General features: G+C 69.6%; 26 protein-coding genes. 14 read left to right on the top strand and 12 right to left on the bottom strand.

Features of this window, described 5'->3' with window-relative positions:
• The first annotated feature begins 4 nt into the window (after nucleotides 1-4).
• The 7 genes from ASF43_RS23215 (at nucleotide 5) to ASF43_RS23245 (ending at nucleotide 7,930) form a co-directional block, all read left to right on the top strand.
• Nucleotides 5-1,801: an acyl-CoA dehydrogenase C-terminal domain-containing protein gene (locus ASF43_RS23215; protein WP_056186355.1), complete on the top strand. Its 1,797-nt coding sequence runs from the start codon at nucleotides 5-7 to the stop codon at nucleotides 1,799-1,801.
• Between the two features lie 6 nt (nucleotides 1,802-1,807).
• Nucleotides 1,808-2,242, top strand: coding sequence for a DUF2147 domain-containing protein (locus ASF43_RS23220; protein ID WP_056186358.1), 435 nt, complete (start codon nucleotides 1,808-1,810; stop codon nucleotides 2,240-2,242).
• Between the two features lie 11 nt (nucleotides 2,243-2,253).
• Nucleotides 2,254-4,653: a 3-hydroxyacyl-CoA dehydrogenase/enoyl-CoA hydratase family protein gene (locus ASF43_RS23225; protein ID WP_056186360.1), complete on the top strand. Its 2,400-nt coding sequence runs from the start codon at nucleotides 2,254-2,256 to the stop codon at nucleotides 4,651-4,653.
• Between the two features lie 120 nt (nucleotides 4,654-4,773).
• Nucleotides 4,774-5,103, top strand: coding sequence for an endonuclease domain-containing protein (locus tag ASF43_RS23230; RefSeq protein WP_235578346.1), 330 nt, complete (start codon nucleotides 4,774-4,776; stop codon nucleotides 5,101-5,103).
• A 22-nt stretch (nucleotides 5,104-5,125) separates the two neighbouring features.
• The gene (locus tag ASF43_RS23235; RefSeq protein ID WP_056186689.1) at nucleotides 5,126-6,334 is read left to right on the top strand and encodes an acetyl-CoA C-acyltransferase; all 1,209 of its coding nucleotides are present in this window, start codon (nucleotides 5,126-5,128) and stop codon (nucleotides 6,332-6,334) included.
• Between the two features lie 19 nt (nucleotides 6,335-6,353).
• Entirely contained in the window at nucleotides 6,354-7,163 is an 810-nt protein-coding gene (locus ASF43_RS23240; RefSeq protein WP_056186363.1) for an acyl-CoA thioesterase II, read from the top strand.
• 2 nt (nucleotides 7,164-7,165) lie between these two features.
• Nucleotides 7,166-7,930 (top strand): enoyl-CoA hydratase, encoded by a 765-nt coding sequence (locus ASF43_RS23245; RefSeq protein ID WP_056186366.1) that lies wholly within the window; start codon nucleotides 7,166-7,168, stop codon nucleotides 7,928-7,930.
• Here ASF43_RS23245 and ASF43_RS23250 read toward each other — a convergent pair whose 3' ends face one another.
• The 3 genes from ASF43_RS23250 to ASF43_RS23260 all read right to left on the bottom strand — a co-directional run bounded on the left by ASF43_RS23250 (nucleotide 7,931) and on the right by ASF43_RS23260 (nucleotide 10,992).
• Nucleotides 7,931-8,302 (bottom strand): hypothetical protein, encoded by a 372-nt coding sequence (locus ASF43_RS23250; RefSeq protein ID WP_156373484.1) that lies wholly within the window; start codon nucleotides 8,300-8,302, stop codon nucleotides 7,931-7,933.
• Between the two features lie 175 nt (nucleotides 8,303-8,477).
• Nucleotides 8,478-10,358, bottom strand: coding sequence for an ATP-binding protein (locus ASF43_RS23255; RefSeq protein ID WP_056186371.1), 1,881 nt, complete (start codon nucleotides 10,356-10,358; stop codon nucleotides 8,478-8,480).
• Complete coding sequence (locus ASF43_RS23260) at nucleotides 10,330-10,992, bottom strand: response regulator transcription factor (RefSeq protein WP_056186374.1); 663 nt, start codon at nucleotides 10,990-10,992, stop codon at nucleotides 10,330-10,332. The genes ASF43_RS23255 and ASF43_RS23260 overlap by 29 nt, the downstream gene beginning before the upstream one ends.
• Nucleotides 10,993-11,181: 189 nt before the next feature.
• On the opposite strand from ASF43_RS23260, the gene ASF43_RS23265 reads away from it, so the two are divergent.
• The 3 genes from ASF43_RS23265 to ASF43_RS23275 all read left to right on the top strand — a co-directional run bounded on the left by ASF43_RS23265 (nucleotide 11,182) and on the right by ASF43_RS23275 (nucleotide 14,753).
• On the top strand, nucleotides 11,182-12,228 hold the full coding sequence (locus ASF43_RS23265; protein WP_056186377.1) for an NUDIX domain-containing protein: 1,047 nt from the start codon (nucleotides 11,182-11,184) through the stop codon (nucleotides 12,226-12,228).
• A gap of 178 nt (nucleotides 12,229-12,406) precedes the next feature.
• Nucleotides 12,407-13,501 carry a DNA topoisomerase IB gene (locus tag ASF43_RS23270; protein WP_235578347.1) on the top strand — a complete coding sequence of 365 codons (1,095 nt, stop codon included), beginning with the start codon at nucleotides 12,407-12,409 and terminating at the stop codon, nucleotides 13,499-13,501.
• A 10-nt stretch (nucleotides 13,502-13,511) separates the two neighbouring features.
• Nucleotides 13,512-14,753 carry a multifunctional CCA addition/repair protein gene (locus ASF43_RS23275; RefSeq protein WP_056186380.1) on the top strand — a complete coding sequence of 414 codons (1,242 nt, stop codon included), beginning with the start codon at nucleotides 13,512-13,514 and terminating at the stop codon, nucleotides 14,751-14,753.
• Nucleotides 14,754-14,835: 82 nt separating this feature from the next.
• Here ASF43_RS23275 and ASF43_RS23280 read toward each other — a convergent pair whose 3' ends face one another.
• From ASF43_RS23280 to ASF43_RS23295, 4 genes are all read right to left on the bottom strand, one after another.
• Complete coding sequence (locus ASF43_RS23280; protein WP_056186383.1) at nucleotides 14,836-15,144, bottom strand: H-NS family nucleoid-associated regulatory protein; 309 nt, start codon at nucleotides 15,142-15,144, stop codon at nucleotides 14,836-14,838.
• Nucleotides 15,145-15,314: 170 nt separating this feature from the next.
• Complete coding sequence (locus tag ASF43_RS23285; RefSeq protein WP_056186386.1) at nucleotides 15,315-16,256, bottom strand: ROK family protein; 942 nt, start codon at nucleotides 16,254-16,256, stop codon at nucleotides 15,315-15,317.
• A gap of 23 nt (nucleotides 16,257-16,279) precedes the next feature.
• Complete coding sequence (locus ASF43_RS23290; RefSeq protein ID WP_056186389.1) at nucleotides 16,280-16,474, bottom strand: DUF2905 domain-containing protein; 195 nt, start codon at nucleotides 16,472-16,474, stop codon at nucleotides 16,280-16,282.
• 2 nt (nucleotides 16,475-16,476) lie between these two features.
• Nucleotides 16,477-17,550, bottom strand: coding sequence for a class I SAM-dependent methyltransferase (locus ASF43_RS23295; RefSeq protein WP_235578348.1), 1,074 nt, complete (start codon nucleotides 17,548-17,550; stop codon nucleotides 16,477-16,479).
• Between the two features lie 56 nt (nucleotides 17,551-17,606).
• Here ASF43_RS23295 and ASF43_RS23300 point away from each other — a divergent pair, with 56 nt between their 5' ends.
• From ASF43_RS23300 to ASF43_RS23315, 4 genes are all read left to right on the top strand, one after another.
• Nucleotides 17,607-18,407, top strand: coding sequence for an SDR family oxidoreductase (locus tag ASF43_RS23300; protein WP_056186393.1), 801 nt, complete (start codon nucleotides 17,607-17,609; stop codon nucleotides 18,405-18,407).
• Nucleotides 18,404-18,775, top strand: a complete 372-nt coding sequence (locus tag ASF43_RS23305; RefSeq protein WP_056186396.1) for a dihydroneopterin aldolase — start codon at nucleotides 18,404-18,406, stop codon at nucleotides 18,773-18,775. The genes ASF43_RS23300 and ASF43_RS23305 overlap by 4 nt, the downstream gene beginning before the upstream one ends.
• A gap of 73 nt (nucleotides 18,776-18,848) precedes the next feature.
• A complete protein-coding gene (gene ttcA, locus ASF43_RS23310) occupies nucleotides 18,849-19,781 on the top strand; it encodes a tRNA 2-thiocytidine(32) synthetase TtcA (RefSeq protein ID WP_056186399.1) in 933 nt (310 codons plus the stop codon).
• 31 nt (nucleotides 19,782-19,812) lie between these two features.
• On the top strand, nucleotides 19,813-20,463 hold the full coding sequence (locus ASF43_RS23315; RefSeq protein ID WP_082498123.1) for a DUF4136 domain-containing protein: 651 nt from the start codon (nucleotides 19,813-19,815) through the stop codon (nucleotides 20,461-20,463).
• Between the two features lie 3 nt (nucleotides 20,464-20,466).
• Here ASF43_RS23315 and ASF43_RS23320 read toward each other — a convergent pair whose 3' ends face one another.
• Genes ASF43_RS23320 through ASF43_RS23340 form a run of 5 tightly spaced genes read right to left on the bottom strand, consistent with a single transcriptional unit; the run spans nucleotide 20,467 to nucleotide 26,097 of the window.
• Complete coding sequence (locus ASF43_RS23320) at nucleotides 20,467-21,381, bottom strand: isopenicillin N synthase family oxygenase (protein ID WP_082498107.1); 915 nt, start codon at nucleotides 21,379-21,381, stop codon at nucleotides 20,467-20,469.
• 25 nt (nucleotides 21,382-21,406) lie between these two features.
• On the bottom strand, nucleotides 21,407-22,594 hold the full coding sequence (locus ASF43_RS23325) for a lipid-transfer protein (RefSeq protein WP_056186404.1): 1,188 nt from the start codon (nucleotides 22,592-22,594) through the stop codon (nucleotides 21,407-21,409).
• On the bottom strand, nucleotides 22,591-24,132 hold the full coding sequence (locus tag ASF43_RS23330; RefSeq protein WP_056186408.1) for an AMP-binding protein: 1,542 nt from the start codon (nucleotides 24,130-24,132) through the stop codon (nucleotides 22,591-22,593). The genes ASF43_RS23325 and ASF43_RS23330 overlap by 4 nt, the downstream gene beginning before the upstream one ends.
• Before the next feature lie 7 nt (nucleotides 24,133-24,139).
• The gene (locus tag ASF43_RS23335) at nucleotides 24,140-25,273 is read right to left on the bottom strand and encodes a DUF5938 domain-containing protein (RefSeq protein WP_056186412.1); all 1,134 of its coding nucleotides are present in this window, start codon (nucleotides 25,271-25,273) and stop codon (nucleotides 24,140-24,142) included.
• 20 nt (nucleotides 25,274-25,293) lie between these two features.
• Nucleotides 25,294-26,097, bottom strand: coding sequence for an SDR family NAD(P)-dependent oxidoreductase (locus ASF43_RS23340; RefSeq protein ID WP_056186415.1), 804 nt, complete (start codon nucleotides 26,095-26,097; stop codon nucleotides 25,294-25,296).
• Nucleotides 26,098-26,149: the final 52 nt, after the last annotated feature.

The following is a 26,149-nucleotide window of genomic DNA, read 5'->3' on the forward strand; positions in this document are numbered from 1 at the left end:
ACCCATGCCCAGCTACACCCCGCCTCTGCGCGACATGCAATTCGTGCTGCACGAAGTGCTGCGCGTCACCGACGAGTTCAAGGCCATGCCTGCCTATGCCGAGGTCGATGCCGACACCATCAACGCCGTGCTGGAAGAGGGCGGCAAGTTCGCCGCCCAGGTCACCTTCCCGCTGAACCAGATCGGCGACGAGCAGGGCTGCACGCTCGACAAGGCCACCCATGAGGTCAAGACGCCCGCGGGCTTCAAGGAGGCCTACGCGCAATTCATCGAAGGCGGGTGGGCCGCCGTCAGCAGCGACCCGGAGTACGGCGGCCAGGGCCTGCCGCTGGTCGTGAGCCAGTGCTTCTACGAAATGCTGAACTCGGCCAACCAGGCCTGGACCATGTACCCCGGCCTGTCGCACGGCGCGCACGCCGCGTTGCATGCGCACGGCACCGATGCGCAAAAGGCGCTCTACCTGCCCAAGCTCACGAGCGGCGAATGGACCGGCTCCATGTGCCTGACCGAGCCGCATTGCGGCACCGACCTGGGCCTGCTGCGCACCAAGGCCGAGCCGCAGCCAGACGGCAGCTACCGGCTCACCGGCAACAAGATCTTCATCTCGGCCGGCGAGCACGACATGGCCGCCAACATCGTGCACCTGGTGCTGGCCCGCCTGCCCGACGCGCCCCCGGGCAGCAAGGGCATCAGCCTGTTCGCCGTCCCCAAGTTCAATGTCAACGCCGACGGCAGCGTGGGCAGCCGCAACGGCATTTATTGCGGCGGCATCGAACACAAGATGGGCATCCACGGCAACTCCACCTGCCAGATGGTGCTGGAGGACGCGGCCGGCACGCTGGTCGGCGAGCCGCACAAGGGCCTGGCCGCGATGTTCGTGATGATGAACGCCGCACGCCTGGGCGTGGGCAACCAGTCGCTGGGCCTGACCGAGGTGGCCTACCAGAACGCGCTGGCCTATGCGAAGGACCGTCTGCAGATGCGATCGCTCTCCGGCACCAAGGCCAAGGACAAGCCGGCCGACCCCATCATCGTGCACCCCGACGTGCGCAAGATGCTGCTGACCGCCAAGGCCTACGCCGAGGGAGGCCGCGCACTCATGATGTTCTGCGGCGTGCTGCTCGACAAGGAACACCACCACCCCGACGCCAAGGTGCGCAAGGACAGCGGCGAGATCCTCGCGCTGCTCACGCCCATCGTGAAGGCCTTCCTCACCGACAACGGCTGGGCCGCCACCACGGGCTGCCAGCAAGTGTTCGGCGGCCACGGCTACATCCGCGAATGGGGCATGGAGCAATACGTGCGCGACGCGCGCATCAACATGATCTATGAAGGCACCAACACCATCCAGGCGCTGGACCTGCTGGGCCGCAAGGTGCTGTCCAACAACGGCGCCTCGCTGCGCAAGTTCGGCAAGCTGGTCGGCGCGCTGGTCGAGGAGGAGGGCGTTAACGAGAAGATGGCCGAGTTCATCAACCCGCTGGCGATGCTGGGCGAGCAGATGACCAAGTTCACGACCGAGCTGGGCTTCAAGGGCCTGCAGAACCCCGACGAGGTGGGTGCCGCTGCCGTGGACTACCTGCGCGTGGCCGGACACCTGGTGTTCGCCTACTTCTTTGCGCGCATGGCGCAGACCGCGCTGCGCGCTATCGCGGCCGGCAGCACCGATCCGTTCTACACCGCCAAGCTGCAGACCGCGCGCTTCTATTTCGCCAAGCTGTTCCCCGAGACGGCAAGCCTCATGCGCACCGCGCGCGGAGGCAGCAAGGCGCTGATGGATACCGAGGCGGCACTGGCCTGAATTGCCATGAAGAAGACCCTCCTGCTGGCCGTGATCGGCCTCGCGTCGGCCGCTTCCTGGGCACAGATGACCCCCGTGGGCCGCTGGCACAGCATCGACGACAAGACCGGCGAGACCAAGGCGCAGATGCTGATCGCCGAGAGCGGCGGCGTGCTGAACGGCCGCATCGAGAAGCTGCTGCGCAAGGGTGCCGATCCCGAGGCCCGCTGCACCGCCTGCACCGACGAGCGCAAGGACCAGCCCATGGTGGGCCTGGAGATCATCCGCGGTGCCAAGAAGGCCGAGGGCGCGCAAGTGTGGGAGGGCGGCAAGATCCTCGACCCCGAGTCCGGCAAGAGCTACACACTGCGGCTCACGCCCATCGACGGCGGCGCCAAGCTCGAAGTGCGCGGCTCCTTCGGCCCCTTCGGCCGCACCCAGACCTGGGTCCGCGTTCCTTGAAAGCACCAGACATGACGAAATTCCAAGTGAAGAAGGTGGCCGTGCTCGGCGCCGGCGTGATGGGCGCGCAGATCGCGGCCCACCTCGTGAACGTGCGCGTGCCTGTCGTTCTATTCGATCTCCCAGCCAAGGAAGGCCCGAAGAACGGTATCGTCACGCGCGCCGTGGAGGGCTTGAAAAAGCTCAAGCCGGCGCCGCTCGCGGTGGCCGACGACGCCGCGCTGATCCAGCAGGCCAACTACGAAGAGCACCTGGCACAACTGGCCGAATGCGACCTCGTGATCGAGGCGATCGCCGAGCGCATGGACTGGAAGCGCGACCTGTACGCCCGGATCGCGCCGCACCTGGCGCCGCATGCCATCGTGGCGTCCAACACTTCGGGGCTGTCGATCACGCAGCTCTCCGAATCGCTGCCCGAGGCGATCCGCCCGCGTTTCTGCGGCATTCATTTCTTCAACCCGCCGCGCTACATGTACCTGGTGGAGCTGATCGCCACACCGTCCACCGCGCCGCAGGTGATGGACGACCTGGAGACCTTCGTCACCAGCACGCTGGGCAAGGGCGTGGTGCGCGCCAAGGACACGCCCAACTTCATCGCCAACCGCATCGGCATCGCCGGCATGCTGGCCACGATGAAGGAAGTCGAGAACCACGGCCTCAGCTACGACGTGGTCGACGACCTGACCGGCAAGAAGCTGGGCCGCGCGAGTTCCGGCACCTTCCGCACGGCCGACGTCGTGGGCCTGGACACCATGGGCCATGTCATCAAGACGCTGCAGGACACGCTGAGCGCCGAGACCGACCCGTTCTATGCCAGCTTCGAGACGCCGCCCGTGCTCCAGGCGCTGCTGGAGCTGGGCCACCTGGGCCAGAAGACCAAGGGCGGCTTCTACAAGAAGGTCGGCCGCGACGTGCTGCGCTTCGAGCTGGAGAGCCGCAGCTACGTGCCGGGCGGCGAGAAGGCCGACGAGGTCTACGGCCGCATGCTGAAGAAGCCGGCCGCCCAGCGCCTGAAGCTGCTGCGCGAGGCCGAGGGTCCGCAGGGTCGCTTCCTCTGGGCCATCCTGCGCAACAGCTTCCACTACGCCGCCGTGCATCTGGCCGGCATCGCCGAGACCGCGCGCGATGTGGACTTCGCGATGCGCTGGGGCTTCGGCATGCAGCAGGGGCCGTTCGAGCTGTGGCAGGAAGCCGGCTGGCTGCAGGTGGCGCAGTGGGTGCAAGAAGACATCGACGCTGGCAAGGCGCTCTCCACCGCGCCGCTGCCCGCCTGGGTCTTCGAAGGCCCGGTCGCGCAGGCCGGCGGCGTGCACACGGCCGAGGGCTCGTGGAACCCGACCAGCGGCCGTTTCGAGCCGCGGCGCCAGTTGCCCGTGCACGCGCGCCAGCTGTTCCCCGAGACCGTGCGCGGCAGCGGTGCGCAGGGCTTCGCCACATCCGGCAAGACCGTGCACGAGACCGATGCCGTGCGGCTGTGGACGCTCGACGACGAGGTGCTGATCGCCAGCATCAAGACCAAGATGCACGCCATCAGCCCCGAGGTGGCCGAAGGCGTGGCGCTGGCCGTCGAGCTGGCCGAGAAGGACTACCAGGGCGTGGTGATCTGGTCCGGCGACGAGCCGTTCTCGGCCGGCGCCGACCTGCAGGCCATGCTGCCGGCCTTCATGGCCGTGGGCGTGGCCGCGATCGAGGATGCGGAAGGCTTTTTGCAGCACACCATGCTCAAGCTGCGCTATGCCGGCGTGCCGGTGGTGTCGGCCGTGCGCGGCCTGGCGCTGGGCGGCGGTTGTGAACTGGCCGTGCACTCCGCCCGCCGCGTGGTGGCGATGGAGAGTTACATCGGCCTGGTCGAGGTCGGCGTGGGCCTGGTGCCCGGTGCCGGTGGCCTCACCTACATCGCGCGCCGCGCGGCCGAGAACGCGGCCACGTCGACCGACAAGGATCTGCTGAAGTTCGTGAGCGAAGGCTTCACGGCCGCGGCCATGGCCAAGGTCGGCACCAGTGCGCTGGAGAGCCGCAAGCTGGGCTACCTGCTGGACTCCGACATCGTGGTGCCGAACAAGGACGAACTGCTGTTCGTGGCCATCGCCGAGGCCAAGGCCCTGGCGAACAGCGGCTGGCGCCCGCCCATGAAAAGGCTGTTCCCCGTGGCAGGCCGCAGTGCCAAGGCCACCATCCTCGGCCAGCTCGTGAACATGCGCGACGGCGGCTTCATCAGCGCGCACGACTTCCACATCGCCGGCCTGATCGCCGGTGTGCTGACGGGCGGCGATGTCGACGCCGGCACGCTGGTCAGCGAGGACTACCTGATGACGCTGGAGCGCAAGGCCTTTTGCTCGCTGATCGTGCACCCGAAGACGCAGGAGCGCATCTTGGGCATGCTGAACACGGGCAAGCCGTTGCGGAATTGAGCAAGCCCCCCGCCCCTTCCCCCTTTGGGGGAAGGTTGGGATGGGGGCACGCCCGCCAACCACATGCAACACCAAGCCACCAGCACAGCCCAGGCGCATGCCCGCGCGTTGCGCCACGCCATGACCGATTCGGAACGGCGCCTGTGGTCGCGGCTGCGCCTGGAACAGCTCGGTGTGAAGTTCCGGCGCCAGCACCCCATAGGCCCCTACATCGCCGACTTCGCTTGCCTGTCGCGCCGTTTGATCGTGGAGCTGGACGGTTCGCAGCATGCGGCGCAGGCCAGTGCCGACGCGCGTCGTGATGCATTCCTGAACGGGCAGGGCTTCTTCGTTCTTCGCTTCCCGTCGGACGCGCCACTGCGCAACATGGACGGGGTGCTGCAAACGAACGTTCAGTGGCTGGCCGACAGCCCCCATCCCAACCTTCCCCCAGAGGGGGAAGGAGCTTGACCCCCTTTCAAGGAGTTTGACCATGAGCAAACAAATCCAGGACGCCTACATCGTCGCCGCCACCCGCAGCCCCATCGGCCGCTCGCACCGCGGCACCCTGCGCAACCTGCGGCCCGACGAACTGCTCGCCGCCGTGCTGCGCGCCGCCATGGCCCAGGTGCCAGGGCTGGACCCCAAATCCGTCGAAGACGTGATCTGCGGCTGCGCCATCCCCGAGGCGCAGCAGGGCCTGAACGTGGCGCGCATCGGCGCCGTGCTGGCCGGCCTGCCGCACAGCGTGGGCGGCATCACCGTGAACCGCTTCTGCGCCTCGGGCCTGTCGGCCGTGCAGATGGCGGCCGACCGCATCCGCGTTGGCGAGGCCGACGTGATGATCGCCGCCGGCACCGAGAGCATGAGCATGGTGCCCATGATGGGCAACTCGCCCTCGCTGTCGCCCACCATCTTTGCCGACACGCAGAACATCGACGACTACGGCATCGCCTACGGCATGGGCCTCACGGCCGAGAAGGTGGCGCAGCAATGGAAGGTCGGCCGCGAGGCGCAGGACGCCTTCGCCGTCGAGTCGCACCGGCGCGCGCTGGCCGCGCAGCAGGCCGGCGACTTCGCGGGCGAGATCACGCCCATCGAGGCCACGGACCGCACGGCCGACCTGGCCACGGGCGAATCCATCGCCAAGACGCGCACGCTGGCGCTGGACGAAGGCCCCAGGCCCGACACCAGCCTGGAGGGCCTGGCCAAGCTACGCCCGGTGTTCGCCGCGCGCGGCTCGGTCACGGCAGGCAACAGCTCGCAGACCTCGGACGGCGCCGGTGCGCTGATCCTCGTGAGCGAGCGCGCGCTCCAGCAATACGGCCTCACGCCGCTGGCCCGCTTCGCCGGCTACGCCAGCCGCGGCGTGCCGCCCCACCTGATGGGCATCGGCCCCATCGAGGCGATCCCCGCGGCGCTGCGCAATGCCGGCCTGCAACTGAACGACATCGACTGGATCGAGCTCAACGAAGCCTTCGCCGCCCAGTCGCTGGCCGTGATCAACACCCTCGGCCTGGACCCGGCCAAGGTCAACCCCCTGGGCGGTGCCATCGCGCTGGGCCATCCGCTGGGCGCGACGGGCGCTATCCGGTCCGCGACAGTCGTGCATGCCCTGCGCCGCAAGAATCTGAAGTACGGCATGGTCACGATGTGCGTGGGCATGGGCCAGGGCGCCGCTGGTATCTTCGAGCGGGTGTGAACCAGAACGAGGGGGAGACATGGACGCGCATTTCGTCGACCAGGGCGTGGCATTGCAGGCCGATGGCGACGACCACTACACGGGCGCCGCACACGCGGCCTGGGGCAACATGGTCGGCCCGTTCGGCGGCATCACGGCCGCCACCGCGCTGAACGGCGTGCTGCAGCATCCGAGGCTGCTGGGCGCGCCGGTCGCGCTGACGGTCAACTACGCCAGCGCGCTCGCGCCCGCACCGTTCCGCCTGTCGGCCATGCCCGTGCGCACCAACCGCTCGACCCAGCACTGGACCATGACGATCACGCAGGACGGCTCGGACGAGGCTGTGCTCACGGCCACGGCCGTGACCGCCGCGCGGCGCGAGACCTGGAGCCAGAACGACATGGCGCTGCCGCCCGCCCCGCGGCCGCAGGACGTGGAGCGCCTGCAGCTGCGCGGCGTCGAATGGCTCAACCGCTACGACATGCGGCCCGTGCATGGCGCGCTCCCCAAGGCCTGGGACGGCAGCGGCGATCACAGCCTCACGCAGATGTGGGTGCGCGACGATCCGCAGCGCCCGCTGGATTTCGTGTCGCTCGCGGCCCTGTCCGACGTGTTCTATCCGCGCGTGTGGCTGCGCCGCGCCACGCGCGTGCCGGCCGGCACCGTGTCCATCACCACTTACTTCCATGCCGACGCCGCCATGCTGGCGCGCACCGGCACGGGCTACCTGTTCGCCCAGGCGCAGGCCCAGGCCTTTCGCAACGGGTTCTTCGACCAGACCGCGCAGCTGTGGAACGAGGCCGGTGAGCTGCTCGCCACGTCCCACCAGATCGTCTACTACAAGGAATGACCATGAGCGATGTCCTGATCCACGCCGAAGCCGGCGTCACCACCATCACCTTCAACCGCGTCGACAAGAAGAACTCGATCACGGGCGCCATGTACGGCGCGCTGGCCGACGCGCTGGCCGCGGCGGAGGCCGACCCGGTGCAGCGCGTGGTCGTGCTGCAAGGGCACGAGACCATCTTCAGTGCGGGCAACGACATCGGCGACTTTCTGAACGCGCCGCCCAGCGGCGAAGACTCGCCGGTGTTCCGCTTCCTGCGCGGCATCGCCGGCTTCTCCAAGCCGCTGATCGCCGCCGTCTGCGGCCCGGCCGTGGGCGTGGGCACGACCATGCTGTTCCATTGCGACCTGGTCTATGCCGGCGACAACGCCGCGTTCTCCATGCCCTTCGTGAACCTGGGCCTGGTGCCCGAGGCCGCGTCCAGTCTGCTGGTGCCGCAGATGCTGGGCTACCACCGCGCGGCCGAGGCGCTGCTGCTGGGCGAGCCCTTCATGGCCGAGGCCGCGCTCGAGGTGGGCCTGGTCAACCGCGTCGTGCCGCCGTCCGAGGTGACCAACCTGGCCCAGGCCCAGGCGCGCAAGCTGGCGGCCAAGCCGCTGGCCTCGCTGGTGGCCACCAAGAAGCTGCTCAAGAAGGGCAGCGCCGACCAGGTGCTCGCGCGCATGGACGAAGAAGGCGCGATCTTTCGCCGCATGCTGGCCGAGCCGGCCGCGCGCGAGGCGTTCGGCGCGTTCATGGAGCGGCGCAAGCCCGATTTCTCCAAGCTGTGATCAGCGCGTCTCGTACCCGGTCGGTACCGGCGCAAGCCCTGCATAGGCGGCGGCCAACGCGCGCTTCCATTGCAGCCGCCGTCGCAGCGCGATGCCGGTCACGGCGCTGCAGCCGACCAGGTTGATCAGCGAGATCAGCAGTAGGGGCAGGTCGTGCACGACCTGCGTGCTGTACAGCACGGCGAACACGTGCGAGATGGACCAGGAGGCCCAGGTCAGCAGCGACACCGAGCGGGCCCCGTCCCTGCAGCGCCACACGGCGTGGATCTGCGGGAAGTACGACACAACGCGCAGCGCGTTCGTGCCCAGGTAGAGCCAGACGATGGCGGCCAGCATGGGCGCCTCGGGGATGGGGGTGGACCACACAGGCATGCTAGCGATCCGGCCGGGCCGGCCTGGGTTGTGGCCGCGACCCGGCGGCCGGGCAGGGGCTGTGCATGCGCCGTGCGGCGAGGATGGGCGGCATGGCGGTCTCCTTCGTGCGATGGACGCCGACGCGCGGCGCATGCAGCCACTCTAGGAAACCAGGGCGCCGGCGGGAATGCCGTCAGGACGGCAGGGCGTCGCGCGTTCGCGGGATGGGAAGGCGCAGCACGATGCGCGTGCCGCGCGCGGTCGCGGGCCGTTCGAGCCGGCCGCCCAGTCGTTCGGCGCGCGCGTGCATGTTGGACAGGCCGCGGCCCGCGGGGCTGCCCGTGGTTTCAAGGCCCACGCCGTCGTCGCTCACCTCCAGCACCAGCGCGTCGTCCTGCAGCGCGATCTGCACGCGCACCTGGCTGGCCCGCGCATGCTTGAGCACATTGGTCAGGGCCTCCTGCCCGATGCGCAGCACCTGCAGCACCACATGGGGTTGCAGGGCCTGCACGGCATCGGGCAGCTCGGTGTGCCAGTGCGTGGCCAGGCCGGCGTCGCGCAGCCGCGTGTCCCAGCGGAAGCGGAAGTCGACCAGTGCCGTACGAAAGTCGCCGTCGCCCGAGGCCAGGGCCTCGATCGCCACGCGCATCTCGTCGATGGCCGCGCGCAGCATGCCCGTCATCTGCTGCGGCTGCAGCGCGCCACGTTCGGCGCGCAGCAGCGAGGTGAACAGCTGCGCGCCCAGGCCGTCGTGCAGGTCGGCCATGATGCGCTGGCGCTCGTCGGTGGCGGCCTGCTCGCGCTGCAGCGCGGCGATACGCGCGTAGCTGGCGGCGATCTCGGCTTCGCGCTGGGCCACGCGGGCCTCCAGCGTGCGGTGCGATTCCTCCAGCGCGCGCAGGTTGCGCACATAGCGCAGCGTGATCAGCCCGCCCATGGTCAGCAGCAGCAGGTTGGCACCGTAGTGCAGCAGGAAGAAGCGGTGTGCGCTCCATTGCGGCAGCGCCGCGCTGAACCAGGGCGACTGCAGGGCGATCAGGTAGTCGTGCACGCCGGACAGCAGCGTCAGCACGAAGACCAGGGCAATCAGGATGCGCTCGGCCGACGGCCGGCGCCACGCGGCCCCCACCGCGACCAGGGCGCCCATCACGCCGATCGGGATCAGCCCGGCCACCCACCAGCGCGCCACCCACTGCTCGGCGCCCGCACTGGCGCCGCCCAGCAGGTAGACCAGCGGGCCAAGCGCCCACCAGCCCAGCAGCGCGCGCAGCAGCCAGCGTGGCTGCCAGTGCGCCACGTGCAGCGCGAACAGCGCCAGCAGCACGATGAAGCCGCCGTTGCTGGCGTGGTAGAGCAACCGCCAGGGCGGCCAGGCCCAGGCCGGCAGCACGTCGAAGACGAAGGTCGTGGTGCGCAGCGCCCACACCACGCCGATCAACCCGGCGATGCCGTACACCTGCTCCTGCGGGCGCCGCAGCCAGATGTAGAGCGCGAACAGCCCGGCCACCAGCGACACGACGACGGTGATGACCGGCACCGTGCGCACGAAGAACAGCCGCAGGTCGAACTGCCCCTGCAGCACGCTCTGCGGACCCAGCACCAGCCGTGGCAGCAGGGCCGCGGCGGGCGCCTGCGAAGCCGCCACGCGCAGCTGCAGCCGGTTGGCCCCGGCCCGCAGCTGGCTGGGTGGCAGCGCCAGCAGGTGCGGGCGCTCCCAGCGCACGCGCGTGTCCTGCGTGGTCTCGGGCACCGCGCCGATCAGCTGGCCGTTGAGCCAGATGCGACCGCCCCCGTAGAAGTAGGGCAGGTACAGCATCCAGGCATCGTGCTGCATGTGCTCCATGGCGTCGGCCGGCAGCGTGAAGACCAGCTGGTACCAGGCCACCGGCGCCGGCTGTGCGTCGGGCAGGGGCACGCTGTGCCAGCGCGGGTCGCGCGCGTCGGGCGGCAGGGCGTCGTCCGCGCGCAGCAGTTCGGCCTGGGCCGGCTCCAGGGCCTGGGCCTGCACCGCGCCGCCAGCCAGCCAGGCGGCCAGCAGCAGCGCGCTACAGCAGACCCAGCTGCGCAGCTTCATAGACCGCTTCGCCGCGCGAATGCACGGCAAGCTTGCGGTAGATCTTCTTTACATGGGCGACGACCGTGTGCGGCGAGATCTCCATGAGCTCGCCGATGGTCTCGAAGCTGAAGCCCTTGGCCACCATGCGCAGCAGCTCGGTCTCGCGCGTGGTGAGCGGTGTGGCCGATGGCAGCGGCGTGGCGCTGGCGGCCGTCGCCGGCTCCTTGGCGGGCTGGCGCAGCCGCGCCAGGATGCGGCGCGCGATCCCCGGGCTGATCGGCGCGCCGCCTGCGCGCAGTTCGTGGATGCTGGCCGCGATGCGCTGGGCCGAGGCGTCCTTGAGCAGATAGCCTGCGGCGCCGGCCTCGATGGCGGCGACCACGTGGCTGTCGTCGGCGAACATGGTGACCACCAGCACGTCGCAGTCCGGCTGCTGGCGCGCGGCATGGGCGATGACCTCCACGCCGCCGATGTCGGGCAGGCCCAGGTCGACCAGCAGCACGTCGGGCCGCTGCACGTCCAGCATCGCGATGCCGGCCCGCCCGCCCGTGACCGCGCCGACCAGGCTCAGGGCCGGGTCGTCCATCACCGCGTCGGAGAAACGCCGCACGAATTCGGGCTCGTCCTCCACGATCAGCACTCTGGTGGTCATCCGTTCTCCGCGGGGATCTGTCGCGATGGCGCATTCTGACCACCGAGCGTTGTTCGTGCCACCCCGCGCATGCGGGATGGCCTGCGACTGTGCCCCCGGCACGACACACCTGTAACGGCGGCGGGCTTCGCGCGCATGCGCACAATGGGTGCCCCGCCGCGGCACGCCCGCTCTCGCAACGGAGTTCCCATGCCCTCTCGCGCTTTCGACCTGGCCGTGTGCATCGGCCGCTTCCAACCGTTCCACAGCGGCCACCTGGCCCTGCTGCGCGAGGCCCTGCGCGTGGCGCGCCGCGCCGTGGTCGTAATCGGCTCGGCCTTCCAGGCGCGCACGCCGCGCAACCCCTGGACCTGGCAGGAGCGCGCCGAGATGGTGCGCCAGGCCCTGCCCGAGGCCGAACGCGAGCGCATCGACGTGCTGCCCATGCGCGATTACTACGACCAGCCGCGCTGGGTGCAGGCCGTGCGCCAGGCCGTGGCGCAGGCTGCGCCCGATGCCAGCAGCATCGCCCTGGTCGGGCATTTCAAGGACGCGACCAGCGTCTACCTGCGCGACTTTCCCCAATGGAAGCTGTTGCCCGTGGACAAGCTGGGCCACTACGACGGCACGCCCCTGCGCGACGCGCTGCTGGGCGCGCCGGCCGGGCAGGCCCAGGCTGCGCTGACCGGCATCGCGGCCAGCCTGCCGGCCAACACGCTGGAGTTCCTGCGCCAGTGGCTGCGCGACGCGCCGCTGGCGCAGCTGGCCGAGGAGTGGCGCGCGCTGAAGGACGGCCGCGCCGCGTGGGCCGGCTCCCCCTATCCGCCCGTCTTCGTGACCGTGGACACGGTGATCCGCTGCCAGGGCCGGGTGCTGCTGATCCGCCGCGGCCAGGCGCCGGGCAAGGGCCTGCTGGCGGTGCCGGGCGGCTTCCTGGAGCAGCGCGACACGGTCTACCAGTCCGCCGTGCGCGAACTGGAGGAAGAAACCAACCTGGCCATGCTGGAGCCTGCGCTGCGCAAGTGCCTGAAGGAGGTCGCCGTGTTCGACCACCCGGACCGCAGCCAGCGCGGCCGTGTGGTCACGCATGCGCACTACTTCGACCTGGGCGACCGCGCGCTGCCGGCCGTGGAGGCGGGGGACGATGCGCGTTCGGTGGAGTGGGTGGCGATCGACCGGGTCGCGGCGCTGGAGGACCAGTTCCACGATGACCACTTCCACATGCTGGACCACTTCCTGGCCATCACGCCGCGCTGAGCGGCATGTCCAGCTCCGGCGGCGGGCCGGGCACCCATGGCTTCAGCCCGCCTGGCGCGCCGCTTGCACATGCAGCGGTGCGGACCCAGCGCGCGCGTCTGACAATCGGTGGCAGCCGCGTCCGACGCGGCCGTGGGCGCGTGGATGCGACAGTCTGCCCGTCGCTGCCAGACTCCTGGTGGCCCTGGAGTTCGCGATTTCGTCCACGCCTGCTTCCATCGCTGCGCCGCCCGGCCTGATCTACGTCAGCGACGACGTGCCCGGCATATCGCGCCATCGCCGCGGCAAGGGCTTCGCCTACCGCAAGCCCGACGGCTCCACGCTGTCGGACGCCGGCCACCTGCAGCGCATCCGCGCGCTGGCGATCCCGCCGGCCTACACCCAGGTCTGGATCTGCACGCATGCGGACGGCCACATCCAGGCCACGGGCCGCGATGCGCGCGGCCGCAAGCAGTACCGCTACCACTCCGCCTGGCGCGAGGCGCAGGATGCGGACAAGTACCAGCGGCTGTTGGCCTTCGCCGACGTGTTGCCGCGCATCCGCCGCGTGGTGCAGCGCGACCTGGCGCTGCCGGTGGGCCAGCAGATCCAGCGTGCCTCGGTGCTGGCGGCCATCGTGCGGCTGCTGGACACCACGCTGGTGCGCGTGGGCAACGACAGCTATGCGCGCAGCAACGGCTCGTTCGGCCTCACCACGCTGCGCGCGCGCCATGCGCAGTTGAAGGGCAGCCAGATCAAGCTGCGCTTCAAGGGCAAGAGCGGCGTGGAGCACGACGTGGCCGTGGACGACCCGCGTGTGGCGCGCATCGTGCGCCGCTGCCAGACGCTGCCGGGCCAGGAGCTGTTCCAGTACCTGGACGATGACGGGGGACGCCACACCATCGGTTCGGCCGACGTCAACGACTATCTGCGCGAGGCCAGTGGCGCCGAGTTCACGGCGAAGGACTTCCGCACCTGGCATGGCAGCGTGCACGCGCTGTCGCTGGCGGCCCAGCAGCCTTCGGCGCCCGACAGCACGCTCACCGCGCGCCGCAGCGCGGCCAAGGCCGTGCTGGCCGAGGTGGCGCGGCGCCTGGGCAACACGGTGGCCGTGTGCCGCAAGGCCTACGTGCACCCCGACGTGCTGGCGCTGATGATGGGCGAGCGCGACAGCCTGCCGGCCGCCGGGCTCACCCCCAAGCGCAAGGCCGGCCTGTCGGTGGACGAGCGCCGCTTCCTGTCCTTCCTGGCCACGGCCGCGGCCCCGCTGCGCACGAAAAGGCCGCGTCGCTAGACTTGCCCGCATGCAGATCTACAAAGTGGGCGGCGCCGTGCGCGACGCACTGATGGGGCTTGCCGTGAACGACCGCGACTGGGTGGTCGTGGGCGGCTCGCCCGAGCAGATGGTGGCCGCGGGCTACCTGCCGGTCGGCAAGGACTTCCCGGTGTTCCTGCATCCGCAGACGCGCGAGGAATACGCGCTGGCCCGCACCGAGCGCAAAACCGCGCGCGGCTACCACGGCTTTGCCTTCCATGCCGCGCCCGATGTCACGCTGGAGCAGGACTTGGCCCGCCGGGACCTGACCATCAACGCCATGGCCCAGCCGGCGGACGCGCAGGGCCTGGACGGCGTGGTCGACCCGTTCCATGGCCGCCAGGACCTGCACGATCGCGTGCTGCGCCACGTGTCCGATGCGTTCGGCGAAGACCCGGTGCGCATCCTGCGCCTGGCCCGCTTCGCCGCGCGCTTCGCCGACTTCTCGGTGGCGCCGGCCACGATGCACATGATGCGGGGCATGGTCGAAGACGGTGAGGTGGATGCCCTGGTGGCCGAACGCGTCTGGCAGGAACTGGCGCGCGGCCTCATGGAGGCCCGGCCCTCGCGCATGTTCGAGGTGCTGCGCGACTGCGGCGCGCTGGCCCGGCTGCTGCCCGAGGTCGATGCGCTGTGGGGCGTGCCGCAGCGTGCCGACCACCACCCCGAGGTCGACACCGGTGTGCACCTGATGCTGGTGCTGGACATGGCGGCCCGGTTGCAGGCGTCGCTGGCCGTGCGCTTCGCCTGCCTGTGCCACGACCTGGGCAAGGCCACCACGCCGGCGGACGTGTTGCCGCGCCATATCGGGCACGAGCAGCGCAGCGCCGCATTGCTGCGGGGCCTGTGCGAACGCCTGCGCGTGCCGCACGAGTGCCGCGATCTGGCCGATGTGGTGGCGCGCGAGCACGGCAATATCCACCGCAGCGCCGAATTGGGAGCGGCCGCGCTGTTGCGCCTGTTCGAGCGCTGCGATGCCATCCGCAAACCGCGGCGCTTTGCGGATGCGCTGCTGGCCTGTGAATGCGATGCACGCGGGCGCAAGGGTTTGGAGCAATCCGCCTATCCCCAGCGCCAGCGATTGCTGCAGGCATTGGACGCGGTTTTGGCCGTGGCGACGGAGGCCATTGCAGCGCAGGCGGTCGCGGCGGGGCGCAAGGGGCCGGATATCGGCAGTGCGATCCAGGCCGCACGCCTTGCGGCACTGCAGGATTATCTGGCGGCGGCCTGAGCCGGCAAGTCAGAGCGCCAATGAAAATGCCGAGCCCAAGGCTCGGCATTTTGTAGGAGTGCGACTACAACACCGCGGAGGTTCAAGCGATCAGGTACTGCTCGCGATTCTGGTCGGCGATCCACTTCGGTGGCTTGCCGCGGCCCGTCCAGGTGTCGCCAGTGGCCGGATTGCGGTACTTCGGGGCCACCTTCTGGCCGGCGGAAGCGCTGACCTTGCCGGATTTCCCGGCGCGACGCGGATTACCGAAAATGTCATCGGCCGTGAGTTCGAATTCGGCGACCAGTGCTCGCACCTTGTCGACGGCTTCCTGGTTTTCACGCTGGCGCGCTTCCTGAATCTGGCGTTCGAGGTTTTCGCGTTGCTGGAGAAGTTCTTTGTAGCTGCTCATCGTCTTTCCCATTCACATGCCCGAAGTGGCAAGCGAGCGGATTATAGGCAGCAAATCAAATCGCGCTCGTTACGCAAATACCCGTAGACAAAAAGTTGATGTCACGCGGCTGGCTTCGCGGGATACTGAAATTCAGTCCTGCGATTATGGTTTTGCCGCGCCACACCGAATCACCGCTGCACCAGGGCCAGCGCTGCATAATCGCCCACCCGATTCTCCAGACCGGCCGCGCGCAAGACGACGCCGGAGGTCATGGCGGGGAAATGCGCGCCCATTTCTGGTTCCAGGCGCGGCAACAGCAATTCACGGTGGTGCCAGAACACGCTGCCGCCCAGGCTGATGCGTTCCAGATCGAGCGTGGTGACCAGGTTGTAGAGCATGCGGCCCAGCACGCGGCACAGGCCGTCGACAACCGCCAAGGCATGGGCATCGCCGCTGCCGGCGCTCTCCATCCAGTGCGCAGCACCCTGGCCGAAGCGGCGCTCGATCGCATTGCCGGCGACCAGGCCTTCCACGTCGCCGATGTTGCCGCAGCCGCACAGGGCCTGCGCATCGTCGCTCACGAACATGTGGCCGGCATGGCCAGCGTTGCCGTTCTTGCCGCGCAGGATCTGGCCGTCCACGCACAGGCCGACACCGATGCCGGTGCTCCAGGTCACATAGGCGCAATGGGCCGCGCCCTGCAGCGCGCCCCAGCGGCGCTCGGCTTCCAGCGCGGCCACGCAGTCGTTCTCCACGCGCAGCTGCGCGAACCGGCGGGCCAGCGGCGCCTCCACCGGCACGCTGTTCCAGTCGTTCGGCAGGCCGCGCGCGGGGCCGGCCAGGCCGCCGCAGATGTTGGGCGTGGCCAGTTCGATGCGCCCGTCGCGCACGAGGAACGGGCCGGCCGAGGACACGCCGGCCGTCTGCACCTGGTCCGGCGCGACGCCGGCCTCGGCGCAGGCCTCGTCCACCATGCGCAGGATCTGCTGCGACAGCGCATCCGGCGTGCCGGTCTTGGCCGTGGGCTCGCTGCGCCGCGCGACGATGGTGGGCAGGGCATCTGCGCCCGGGGTGTCGGGCGACAGTCCGACGGCGACCTTGGTGCCGCCGATGTCGATACAGGCTTTCATGTCGGAAACTTCCTCTCTCTCTCTCAGATCAGTTTGGCGATGAGGCTGGCGACGGCGCTGAGCAGGATGGTGCTCATCAAGGGGATGAACCAGACGCGGCCGAACAGCTTGAAACGCAGGTCCCCCGGCAGCTTGCCGAAGCCCAGCTTGCCCAGGAACGGGTGCAGCCAGTTGATCAGCATCAGGGCCAGGAAGACGACGATGAGCCAGCGCAGCATGTCTAGAGCGTATGGCTGCGGTCGCCGTGCGTGAAGCCCAGCGCGTCCCAGGGCGCGACGCCCTTGGACAGCGCCAGCACCTTGAACAACTCGCCCATCTCGTGCTCGGCGATCAGCCGGTGCGCCATGCTGCGCTGCGCAAGCTCGGCCGCCTCCATGCGCTGCACCAGGCCGCAGTTGATGAGGAAGCGCGCCTGGCTGGTGTAGCCCAGCACATCCCAGCCGGCGTCCTGCGCGGCCACGGCGATGCCGCTGAAGTCGACATGGGCCGTGATGTCCTTGGCGCCGACGTCGGCCAGCGGATCGGCGTCGGCGCGGTGCGCCTGGTGGCACATCACGGTGCCGCCGCTGCGCTGTGGGTGGTAGTACTCGGCTTCGGGAAAGCCGTAGTCCAGCATCAAGGCGGCGCCGCGCACCACGTGGTCGGCCAGCGTCCGCACGAAGGCCTGGCCTTGCGCGTGGATCTCGGTCAGGTAGTCGTGCGGGCCGGAGATGGGTACGGGCGGGCGCAGGTCGGTCGGCCGGTCGTGCCAGGCGAAGCCGTCGCCGGCCAGCGCCACGCCGCGCTCGTGCCAGACGCCAGCGCGCCGCTGCAGCAGCTGGACCGGCATCGCGTCCAGCACCTCGTTGCCGACGACCACGCCATGGATCTGCGCGGGCAGGGCGTCGGCCCATTGCAGCTTGTGGGCATGGCGCTGCAGCGTAGCCTGCTGGCGCGCGCGCAGGCTGCCGGACAGGTCGACGATGGTGTAGCGGCGCACGGCGTCGCCGAGCTGCTCGAGCAGCTGCAAGGCCAGCGCACCCGTGCCGGCACCGAACTCCCAGACCTCGTCGGTGTCGGTTGCCCGCAAGGCCTCGCCGACCTGGGCGGCCAGCGTGCGGCCGAACAACGGCGACAGCTCGGGCGCGGTCACGAAGTCGCTACCCAAGCCCGCGCCCGTGGGCATGGCGCCGAACTTCAGGCTGTCGTGCGCGTAGTAGCCCAGGCCCGGCGTGTACAGCGCCAGCGCCATGAAGCGGTCGAAGCCCAGCCATCCGCCAGCCTGGGCGATGGCCTGGGCGATGTGGGCTTGCAAAAGGGGGCTTCCAGTAGGATGCGCGTTCGTTTCGTGCACCCCAGGATTCTGACCGAATGACCACCGCTTCTTTGCCGCCCGTGCGCACGGTGCTCGTGACCGGCGCCGGCCGCCGGCTCGGCCGTGCAATTGCGCTGGACCTGGCGGCCGCGGGCTGGCAGGTCGCCGTGCATTACCGCAGCTCGCGCGACGAGGCCCTGCAGACCGTGGCCGACTGCGCAGCCGCAGCGCCCGGCCTGCGCCATGCGGCCTTCGGCTGCGACCTGGCCGACGAGGCCGCCACGCGCGCGCTGCTGCCGCAGGCCGCGCAGGCGCTGGGCGCGGTCGATGCGGTGGTGAACAACGCCTCGCTGTTCGAGCACGACAGCGTGGCCGATTTCGGCTATGACGCCATGGAGCGGCATTGGCGCAGCAACACCGGCGCGCCCATCGTGCTGGCCCAGCAACTGCATCAGCACCTGCTCGCGCGCGGCGCCGCGCCCATGGCCGGGGCCGTGGTGAACCTGCTCGACCAGAAGCTGTGGAACCCGAACCCCGACTTCCTGAGCTACACCTTGTCCAAGGCCGCGCTGGAGGCCGCGACCACCGTGCTGGCGCAGGCGCTGGCGCCGCTGGTGCGCGTGGTCGGCGTGGCGCCGGGGCTGACCATGACCAGCCATCTGCTCAGCGACGCCGAATTCGCAGCGCGCCACCGGCTGTCGCCGCTGGGCCGCTCGTCCACGGCCGAGGACGTGGCTGCCAGCGTGCGCTTCGCGCTGGCGAACCGGTCCATCACCGGCACCACGCTGCTGGTGGACGGCGGCCAGCACCTGATGAAGTTCGACCGAGATTTCTCGCTGATGCAGAACCCGACATGACCACTACCGCCGGCACCCAGACCCTGCACCTGACCGGGCTGCGCTTCGATGCCAACCTGGGCATCCTGGACACGGAGCTGACCACGCCCCAGCCGATCCAGGTCGACGCCGAGCTGAACCTGGGCACCCAGCCGCTGCGCCCGCGCGACGACGACATCACCCACGTGCTGGACTACCGCAAGGTGCGCCAGATCATCATCGACGAGTGCACGGCCGAGCATGTGAACCTGCTGGAAAGCCTGATCGGCAAGCTGGCCCAGCGGCTGCTGCTGCTGCCCGGCGTGCTGGGGGTGCGCGTGCAGATCGCCAAGCTGGAGATCTTCGACGACTGCGAAGTGGCGATCCGGGTCGAGGCCGGCCAGTGGTGAGCTGCTGAAAAGCCCCGCGCGGCGCCCCCATGCCGGCTTGGCGGAAAATCCCGCTCTTGCCCCAAGGATCTGTATGACTGCCGCCTGGACTGAAGACGCCCCCGCCACCGCCGTTCCCTCGCCTGTCGGCGATAGCTTCAAGATCGAACGCGAAACCCACAAGCTGGAAAAGCGCCTGTGCCGTCTCATGGGCCAGGCCATCGTGGACTACAACATGGTGGAGCAGGGCGACAAGGTCATGGTCTGCATGTCCGGCGGCAAGGACAGCTATGCCATGCTGGACATCCTGCTCAAGCTGCGCGCGCGCGCGCCCATCAGCTTCGACATCGTCGCGGTCAACCTGGACCAGAAGCAGCCCGGCTTTCCCGAGCATGTGCTGCCCGAGTACCTGCGCAGCACGGGCGTGCCCTTCCACATCGAGGAGCAGGACACCTACAGCATCGTCAAGCGCGTGATCCCCGAGGGCAAGACCACCTGCGGCCTGTGCAGCCGGCTGCGGCGCGGCATTCTGTACCGCGTGGCCGACGAGCTCGGCGCCACCAAGATCGCGCTTGGCCACCACCGCGACGACATCCTGCAGACGCTGCTGCTCAACATGTTCTTCGCCGCCAAGCTCAAGAGCATGCCCCCCAAGCTGGTGAGCGACGACGGGCGCCACATCGTGATCCGCCCGCTGGCCTATGTGCCCGAGCGCGACCTCGTCCGCTGGGCCGCGCACCGCGCGTTCCCCATCATCCCGTGCACGCTGTGCGGCAGCCAGGAGAACCTGCAGCGCAAGCAGGTCGCGTCCATGCTGCAGGAGTGGGAGAAGAAGCACCCGGGCCGCGTGGAAAACATGTTCACGGCTTTGCAGAATGTCGTGCCGTCGCACCTGCTGGACGGAACCCGTTACGACTTCAAGGGTCTGAAGACCACGGGGGTGCCCGATCCCGACGGCGACAAGGCGTTCGACGCCGAGGACATCGCGGCCCCTGTCGCACCGCTGATGCAGATCGTCCGGCTCTGAGCCGCAGCGGTGCCTTTTGAGGAAGGTTGCCATGCGGATTGAGATGCGGATTTCCACCCTCGCGGCCATGGCTGCAGCCGTGCTGCTGTCGGGCTGTGCGACCAGTTACGTCGTCGACAACCAGGTGCAGACCTTCTCGGCCCTGCAGACCGTGCCGACGCCGGCCACCTACCGGTTCGAGCGGCTGCCGTCGCAGCAATCGGCGCCGGGCGGGCAGGCGCGGCTCGAAGCCGCGGCCGAGCCGGCGCTGGCCAAGGCCGGCATGGTGCGCAACGACGGTGCTGCCCGTTACAGCGTGTTGATCGACAGCACCGTGCTCAGCAGCACGCAGGTCGTCGACCCGTGGATGTACAGCCGCTTCGGCCCCTGGGGTCCCTACGGCCGGCGCTTCTACGGCGGGGGCTTCTACGGTGGCGGTTTCTACGGCGGGGCCTGGGGGCCGGCCTGGGGCTACCGCTACGACATGTGGGACCGCAGCTATGCGCAGCGCGAAGTCAGCGTGATCATCCGCAACCTGGCCAACCAGGAGGTCGTCTACGAGACGCGCGCCGTGCACGAGTCGCGCTGGCCTGACGACCCGGCTCTGCTCGCGCCCATGTTCGACGCGGCGCTCAGCAGCTTTCCGCAGCCGCCGGCCGGTGTGCGGCGCGTGAACATCGAGCTGCCCAAGGCGCAGCAGTAGGGCTCAACGCGCGTAGGTCGCGGCGAAGCGCTGCTGCAGGTAGGCCGCCGCCGTGACCGGCGCATGCCGCGGCGCCTCGCCGGCCGGCACGCAGCTCGGGATCGCGCTGACCAGCGCCTCCGGGTTCGGGTCCAGGAAGAACGCGATCGAATAACGCTCCTGCATGGGCGCCAGCACGCGGTGCGGCGTGGAAACGTACACGTCGTTGGACCAGCGCATCAAACAGTCGCCGATGTTGCAGATGAAGCCTCCCGGCACGGCCGGCGCGTCGATCCATTGCCCATCGCGCCGGCGCACCTGCAGGCCGGCCACGCCGTCCGTGGCCAGCAGCGTCACGTTGCCGTAGTCCGTGTGGGCGCCGGCACCCGCCTGGCCGGCAGGCGCGTCGGTGCCAAAACGCACGGGGTAGTGCAGCAGGCGCAGCGCAGCCTGGGGCCGGTCCAGCTTGTCGTCGAAGAAGGTCTCGGGCAGGCCCAGGTCCAGAGCAAACGCGCGGTGCAGCCGCTGGCCGACCGCCAGCACGGCGTCGAAATACGCCTGCGCCGGCGCGCGCCAGCCGGCGATCGGCGGCCAGATGTTGGGCGGGCGCTCGGCCTCGTCGGTCCAGATCAGGTTGTAGGCTTCCTTGAGGTCGGGCGCCGTGGTCTCGTCCAGCGCTTCGACGCCCAGGCCCACATAGCCGCGGTTGTGGCCGTGCCGCGCGATGGCCAGGTCGCGCTTGGCCGCGGCCGGCAATGCGAACAAGGCGTGCGCAGCGGCGAAGGCGCCGGCCATGCAGGCGGCCGGCACGCCGTGGCCCGTGATGGCGAAGAAGCCGGTGCCGCGGCAGGCTTGGCCGATCTGTTGCGCGACAGCCTGGCGCGCCGGCAGGTCCTCGCTGGCCAGGGCCGAGATGTTGATGCGGGGGATGCTGTCCATGTGGGCAAGCATAGCCCCGTGCAACTCAGTGCATGGCCTCGTACAAGGTCACGACGCAGGCCCCGCCCAGGCCCAGGTTGTGCGCCAGCGCGAGCCGCGCGCGCTCCACCTGGCGCGCCTCGGCCGTGCCGCGCAGCTGGTGCGTGAGCTCGTAGCACTGGGCCAGGCCGGTCGCGCCCAGCGGGTGGCCCTTGGACAGCAGGCCGCCCGAGGGGTTGGTCACCACGCGCCCGCCATAGGTGTTGTCGCCGGCCGCGATGAAGGCCGCAGCTTTGCCTTCGCCGCACAGGCCCAGCGCCTCGTAGCTGATGAGCTCGTTGTGCGCGAAGCAATCGTGCAGTTCCACCGCGTCCAGGTCGTGCGGGCCGACGCCCGCCTGCTCGTACACCATCTGCGCCGCCTCGCGGCTCATGCCGTAGCCTACGACCTGCATCATGTCGCCGCTGGTCAAGGCCTCGGGCCGGTCGGTGGTCATGGCCTGCGCGCGGATGCGCACCGCGCGCGACAGGCCGTGGCACTTGGCGTAGCCCTCGGACACCAGCAGCGCAGCCGCCGCGCCGCAGGTGGGCGGGCAGGCCATGAGCCGCGTCATGACCTCGGGCCACAGCACGGGCGCTGCCATCACGTCTCCGGTCGTGAGCTCCTTGCGCAGCAACGCCAGCGGGTTCTGGGCCGCGTGCCGGCTGGCCTTGGCGCGGATGGCGGCAAAGGCCTGCAACGGCGTGCCGTGCTTGCGCATGTGGGCCAGGCCGGCGCCGCCGAAGTAGCGCAGCGCCAGCGGCAGCTCGGCCATGCCGACCAGCGCATCGGCTTGGCGGTCGAAGTCCTCGAACGGGCTGGGCCGGTCGTCGAACACCACGCCCAGGGCGCCCGGCAACATGTGCTCGAAGCCCAGCACCAGCGCGCATTCCACTGCGCCGCTGGCAATCGCCTGGCGCGCGAGGAACAGCGCCGTGGAGCCGGTGGCGCAGTTGTTGTTGACGTTGAAGATCGGAATGCCGTGCATGCCCAGCCGGTACAGTGCCTTCTGGCCGCTGGTGGAGTCGCCGTAGACATAGCCGGCGTAGGCCTGCTGCACATGGTCGTAGCCGATGCCGGCATCGGCCAGCGCGTCGCGCGCGGCCTGCTCGGCCATCACGGGGTAGGGCGCGTTGGCGCCGGGCTTGACGAAGGGCACCATGCCCACGCCTGCCACGTACACGTCGTTTGTCATGGTGTCTGGCGCGCCAGCAGGGTGGCGCGCACCTCCTTCTTGAGCACCTTGCCCACCTTGGAGCGCGGCAGGTCGGGCCAGACTTCGACCTGCTTGGGCGCCTTCACGCTGCCCAGCCGCGCCTTCACGAAGGCCTGCGCGTCCTCGGGGCTCAGCGACTGGCCGGGCGCGAGCTGCAGTACGGCCACCACGCGCTCGCCCCATTTGTCGTCGGGCAGGCCGATCACGGCGCTGTCCTGGATGGCAGGGTGCTGCAGCAGCGCCTGTTCGACCTCGGCCGAGTACACGTTGAAGCCGCCGCTGATGATCATGTCCTTGGCGCGGTCGACGATGTACAAATACCCGTCCGGCGACAGCCGGCCGATGTCGCCCGTGTGGTGCCAGCCATGCTGGCCGACCTCGGCCGTGGCATCGGGGTTCTTGTAGTAGCCCATCATGACCAGCGAGCCGCGCACGACGATCTCGCCCACCTCGCCGTTCGCAAGCAGCCGGCCTTCGCCGTCCATGATGCCGACCTGCACCAGGGGGCCGGGCTTGCCGGCGGACGACAGCCGCTCGCGCGCCACCGAGCCGTCGGCATGGAAATGGTCGCGCGGCGCCATCATCGAGACCATCATCGGCGCCTCGGTCTGCCCGAAGAGTTGCGCCATCACGGGGCCGATGCGCTGCAGGGCTTCTTCCAGCCGCGCCGCCGACATGGGCGCCGCGCCGTACCAGAAGCACTGCAGCGAATCGCGCGGCGTGCTGTCCAGCGCCGGGTGCTGCAGCAGCATGTAGATCAGCGTGGGCGGCAGGAAGGTGTGGGTCACGCGGTACTGTGCGACGGCCCGCAGGAAGGCGTCCAGGTCGGGCTTGGGCAGGATGACCACGCGCCCGCCCAGCGCCATGATGGGCAGGCACAGCACGCCGGCCGCATGGGTGAGCGGTGCCAGCGCCAGGTAGGTGGGCCGGCCGTCGAAGGGGTAGCCCATCAGCGTCAGCGCCGTCATGGCCTCCAGGTTGCGGCCCGACAGCATCACGCCCTTGGGCTGGCCCGTGGTGCCGCCAGTGCCGGGCAGCATCACGAGGTCGCCGGCCGGCGCCACGTGCAGCGGCGCATCGCTCGTGCCCTCCAGCCAGTCGGCCAGCGAGGGCGCGAAGTCCAGGCGCTTGTCGATGCACACCAGCGCCTTCAAACCCGGCAATTCGGCGCGCATGGCCTGCACCATGGGCGCGTAGTTGCTGTGGAACAGCAGCGCCACGCAATCGAAGTTCTGCAGCACCCAGAGGTTTTCCGACGTCTCGTTGCGCGGGTTGATCGGGCACCAGACTGCGGCCGCACGCGAGATGCCGAACACGCAGCCAAAGGCCGTCGCGTCGTTGCTGGACAGCACGGCCACCTTCTCGCCCGGCGCCACGCCGGCCCGCTGCAGGCCACGGCCGACCTTGTGGCTCAGGCGCTGGACCTGGGCGTAGCTCCAGTCCTGCCCGTTCATCGTGAAGCAGGGCGCGTCCGCACCCAGTTGGGCGCCCTTGTCGAGGTAGTCGACGAGCTGCATGCGGGCCTCAGACGTGGACCGTCATGATCGGCGGCTGCACCAGCCCGAAGCTGCGCAGCGCGCCCAGCAGCTCGTGGTGGCCAAAGGCCTGGCAGCCCGACGCGAAGCCCACGCGCTTGGGCGGCTGCTGCAGCAACCATGACGCGGCGAAAGCCTGCAGCAGCCCGGTCTGCTTGTAGTTGCAGTTGCCGTAGATCACGCAGTGCGCGCGGCCCAGCGGCCCGCTGGCGTGCACGGAGTCGACCGACTTGTTGATGCGCGGGTTCTCGCGCGGCGGCATGGTGTTCATGACGCCGGCTGCGGTCTTCGACAGTGCGGCGTAGCGGTCCTCTGCGTTCATGCCTTCGGTGGCCTTCAGCGCGGCCTCGACGATCTTGGGCACGCCCAGCATCAGCGGCTTGTTGAACACGCCACCCAGCACCTTCACGTTGGCCACGCGCGGATCGCGCTTGAACCACACTGGGTGCGAAGTGCCGCCCCAAGGCAGGGCCAGCGCCATCTCGTGCTGGCCGGGGATGGCCAGCTGGTACAGGCCGGCATCGGGCTGCCATTCGACGTACTGGTTCTGCTGGAGGTGGAAGGCCTTGGAGGTGGCGGCGTTGACCAGGATGGTCTGCGTGGACGCGATGGTCGGGCTGCCACCCCAGAAGACCGCAATATCCAGCGTGTCCAGGCCCGGCGTTTCCAGGCACAGCTGGGCCGCGATCTCGCCCGTGGTGTACATCTGCGCCAGGCCGGGCGACAGCAGCAGGCCGGCCTTGGCGAACCGGGCGCCGAACTCCTGGTCGAGCGTGATCAGCCAGTCCTGCTCGCCGGTGGTGTCGGTGTAGTGGCAGCCGGCGGCCAGGCAGGCCTGCACGACCTCGGGGCCGAACTTGGCGAACGGGCCGACCGTGTTCAGCACCACGGAGGCGCCCTTGAACAGCGCCGTGAGCGCCTCGGTGTCGTGCGCAACCTCGACGATTTCGTAGTCCGCCGTCTCGATGCCTGGCACGAACGATCGCATCGCCTCGTCCAGCTTGTCCTGGCTGCGGCCGGCGGCGATGAAGGACAGGCCCAGCTCGCGCAGGTACTCGCAGATCAGCCGGCCGGTGTAGCCGCTCGCGCCGTAGACGATGACGGGCTTCTTGGTGTTGCTCATATTGGTTCCTTGGGAAAGGTCTACATGCCCATGCCGCCATCGACCGGCAGGCCGATGCCGGTGATGAAGCGCGAGGCGTCCGAACACAGAAAGACCACGGCGTCGGCCATGTCGGCCACTTCACCCAGGCGGCCCAGCGGGGTCTGGTCGACGATGGCACCGATGGCGCCCTCGACGGAGGGGAACAGCCCGGCCGCCACGACGTCGGCCGCCAGCTTGGCGCCCATCTGCGTGGGCACCAGGCCGGGGTAGACGCAGTTCACGCGCACGCCGTAGCCCAGCTTGCCGGCCTCCATGGCGGCCACGCGCGTGGCGCGGTCCACGGCCGACTTGGTGGCCGAGTAGCCCGCGATCGCCGGGAACGCGATGGTGGCGGCGACCGACGCGATGTTGACGATGGCGCCGCCCTTGCCGGCTTCACCGCCCGGGCGCATGGCGTGGAACGCGTGCTTCATGCCGATCAGCGTGCCGACCACGTTCACGTCGAACATCCTGCGCAGGCTGTCGGCCTGGACATCGGCGATGAGCGAGGTGATCTCGATGCCGGCGTTGTTGACGAGGATGTCGAAGCCGCCGAGCTCGGCCACCGTGGCCTGCACCGCGTGCGCCCAGTCGGCCTCCTGCGTCACGTCCATGTGCACGAAGCCGGCCTTGCCGCCGGCTGCGCTGATGCTGCCGGCCATGTCGCGGCCGGGGCCGTCTTGCAGGTCGCCGATCATCACGGCCGCGCCGGCCCTGGCCAGCGCCTGCGCCATGCCCGCCCCCAGGCCTTGCGCACCGCCCGTGACCAGGGCGCGGCGGCCCTGCAGGTTGTAGCTCGTCATCTCGTCTCCTTCTTGTCTTGACACTTGTCAGAATAAAACTGGGCAAGTGTCC

Origin of the sequence: Pseudorhodoferax sp. Leaf267 (genome assembly GCF_001422405.1) — a bacterium.
In the GTDB taxonomy this organism is placed as follows: Bacteria; Pseudomonadota; Gammaproteobacteria; order Burkholderiales; family Burkholderiaceae_C; genus Pseudorhodoferax.

What these genes read in the sequence shown, in the direction of transcription:
- ASF43_RS23220 (WP_056186358.1), top strand. Translation starts at nt 1,808, where the DNA reads ATGAAGAAGACCCTCCTGCTGGCCGTGATCGGCCTCGCGTCGGCCGCT.
- ASF43_RS23305 (WP_056186396.1), top strand. Translation starts at nt 18,404, where the DNA reads ATGACCACTACCGCCGGCACCCAGACCCTGCACCTGACCGGGCTGCGC.
- ASF43_RS23240 (WP_056186363.1), top strand. Translation starts at nt 6,354, where the DNA reads ATGGACGCGCATTTCGTCGACCAGGGCGTGGCATTGCAGGCCGATGGC.
- ttcA (WP_056186399.1), top strand. Translation starts at nt 18,849, where the DNA reads ATGACTGCCGCCTGGACTGAAGACGCCCCCGCCACCGCCGTTCCCTCG.
- ASF43_RS23215 (WP_056186355.1), top strand. Translation starts at nt 5, where the DNA reads ATGCCCAGCTACACCCCGCCTCTGCGCGACATGCAATTCGTGCTGCAC.
- ASF43_RS23280 (WP_056186383.1), bottom strand. Translation starts at nt 15,144, where the DNA reads ATGAGCAGCTACAAAGAACTTCTCCAGCAACGCGAAAACCTCGAACGC.
- ASF43_RS23325 (WP_056186404.1), bottom strand. Translation starts at nt 22,594, where the DNA reads ATGACAAACGACGTGTACGTGGCAGGCGTGGGCATGGTGCCCTTCGTC.
- ASF43_RS23320 (WP_082498107.1), bottom strand. Translation starts at nt 21,381, where the DNA reads ATGGACAGCATCCCCCGCATCAACATCTCGGCCCTGGCCAGCGAGGAC.
- ASF43_RS23250 (WP_156373484.1), bottom strand. Translation starts at nt 8,302, where the DNA reads ATGCCTGTGTGGTCCACCCCCATCCCCGAGGCGCCCATGCTGGCCGCC.
- ASF43_RS23290 (WP_056186389.1), bottom strand. Translation starts at nt 16,474, where the DNA reads ATGCTGCGCTGGCTCATCGTCGTCTTCCTGGCCCTGATGCTGATCAAC.
- ASF43_RS23255 (WP_056186371.1), bottom strand. Translation starts at nt 10,358, where the DNA reads ATGAAGCTGCGCAGCTGGGTCTGCTGTAGCGCGCTGCTGCTGGCCGCC.
- ASF43_RS23260 (WP_056186374.1), bottom strand. Translation starts at nt 10,992, where the DNA reads ATGACCACCAGAGTGCTGATCGTGGAGGACGAGCCCGAATTCGTGCGG.
- ASF43_RS23245 (WP_056186366.1), top strand. Translation starts at nt 7,166, where the DNA reads ATGAGCGATGTCCTGATCCACGCCGAAGCCGGCGTCACCACCATCACC.
- ASF43_RS23225 (WP_056186360.1), top strand. Translation starts at nt 2,254, where the DNA reads ATGACGAAATTCCAAGTGAAGAAGGTGGCCGTGCTCGGCGCCGGCGTG.
- ASF43_RS23330 (WP_056186408.1), bottom strand. Translation starts at nt 24,132, where the DNA reads ATGCAGCTCGTCGACTACCTCGACAAGGGCGCCCAACTGGGTGCGGAC.
- ASF43_RS23265 (WP_056186377.1), top strand. Translation starts at nt 11,182, where the DNA reads ATGCCCTCTCGCGCTTTCGACCTGGCCGTGTGCATCGGCCGCTTCCAA.
- ASF43_RS23230 (WP_235578346.1), top strand. Translation starts at nt 4,774, where the DNA reads ATGACCGATTCGGAACGGCGCCTGTGGTCGCGGCTGCGCCTGGAACAG.
- ASF43_RS23335 (WP_056186412.1), bottom strand. Translation starts at nt 25,273, where the DNA reads ATGAGCAACACCAAGAAGCCCGTCATCGTCTACGGCGCGAGCGGCTAC.
- ASF43_RS23285 (WP_056186386.1), bottom strand. Translation starts at nt 16,256, where the DNA reads ATGAAAGCCTGTATCGACATCGGCGGCACCAAGGTCGCCGTCGGACTG.
- ASF43_RS23300 (WP_056186393.1), top strand. Translation starts at nt 17,607, where the DNA reads ATGACCACCGCTTCTTTGCCGCCCGTGCGCACGGTGCTCGTGACCGGC.
- ASF43_RS23315 (WP_082498123.1), top strand. Translation starts at nt 19,813, where the DNA reads ATGCGGATTGAGATGCGGATTTCCACCCTCGCGGCCATGGCTGCAGCC.
- ASF43_RS23340 (WP_056186415.1), bottom strand. Translation starts at nt 26,097, where the DNA reads ATGACGAGCTACAACCTGCAGGGCCGCCGCGCCCTGGTCACGGGCGGT.
- ASF43_RS23275 (WP_056186380.1), top strand. Translation starts at nt 13,512, where the DNA reads ATGCAGATCTACAAAGTGGGCGGCGCCGTGCGCGACGCACTGATGGGG.
- ASF43_RS23235 (WP_056186689.1), top strand. Translation starts at nt 5,126, where the DNA reads ATGAGCAAACAAATCCAGGACGCCTACATCGTCGCCGCCACCCGCAGC.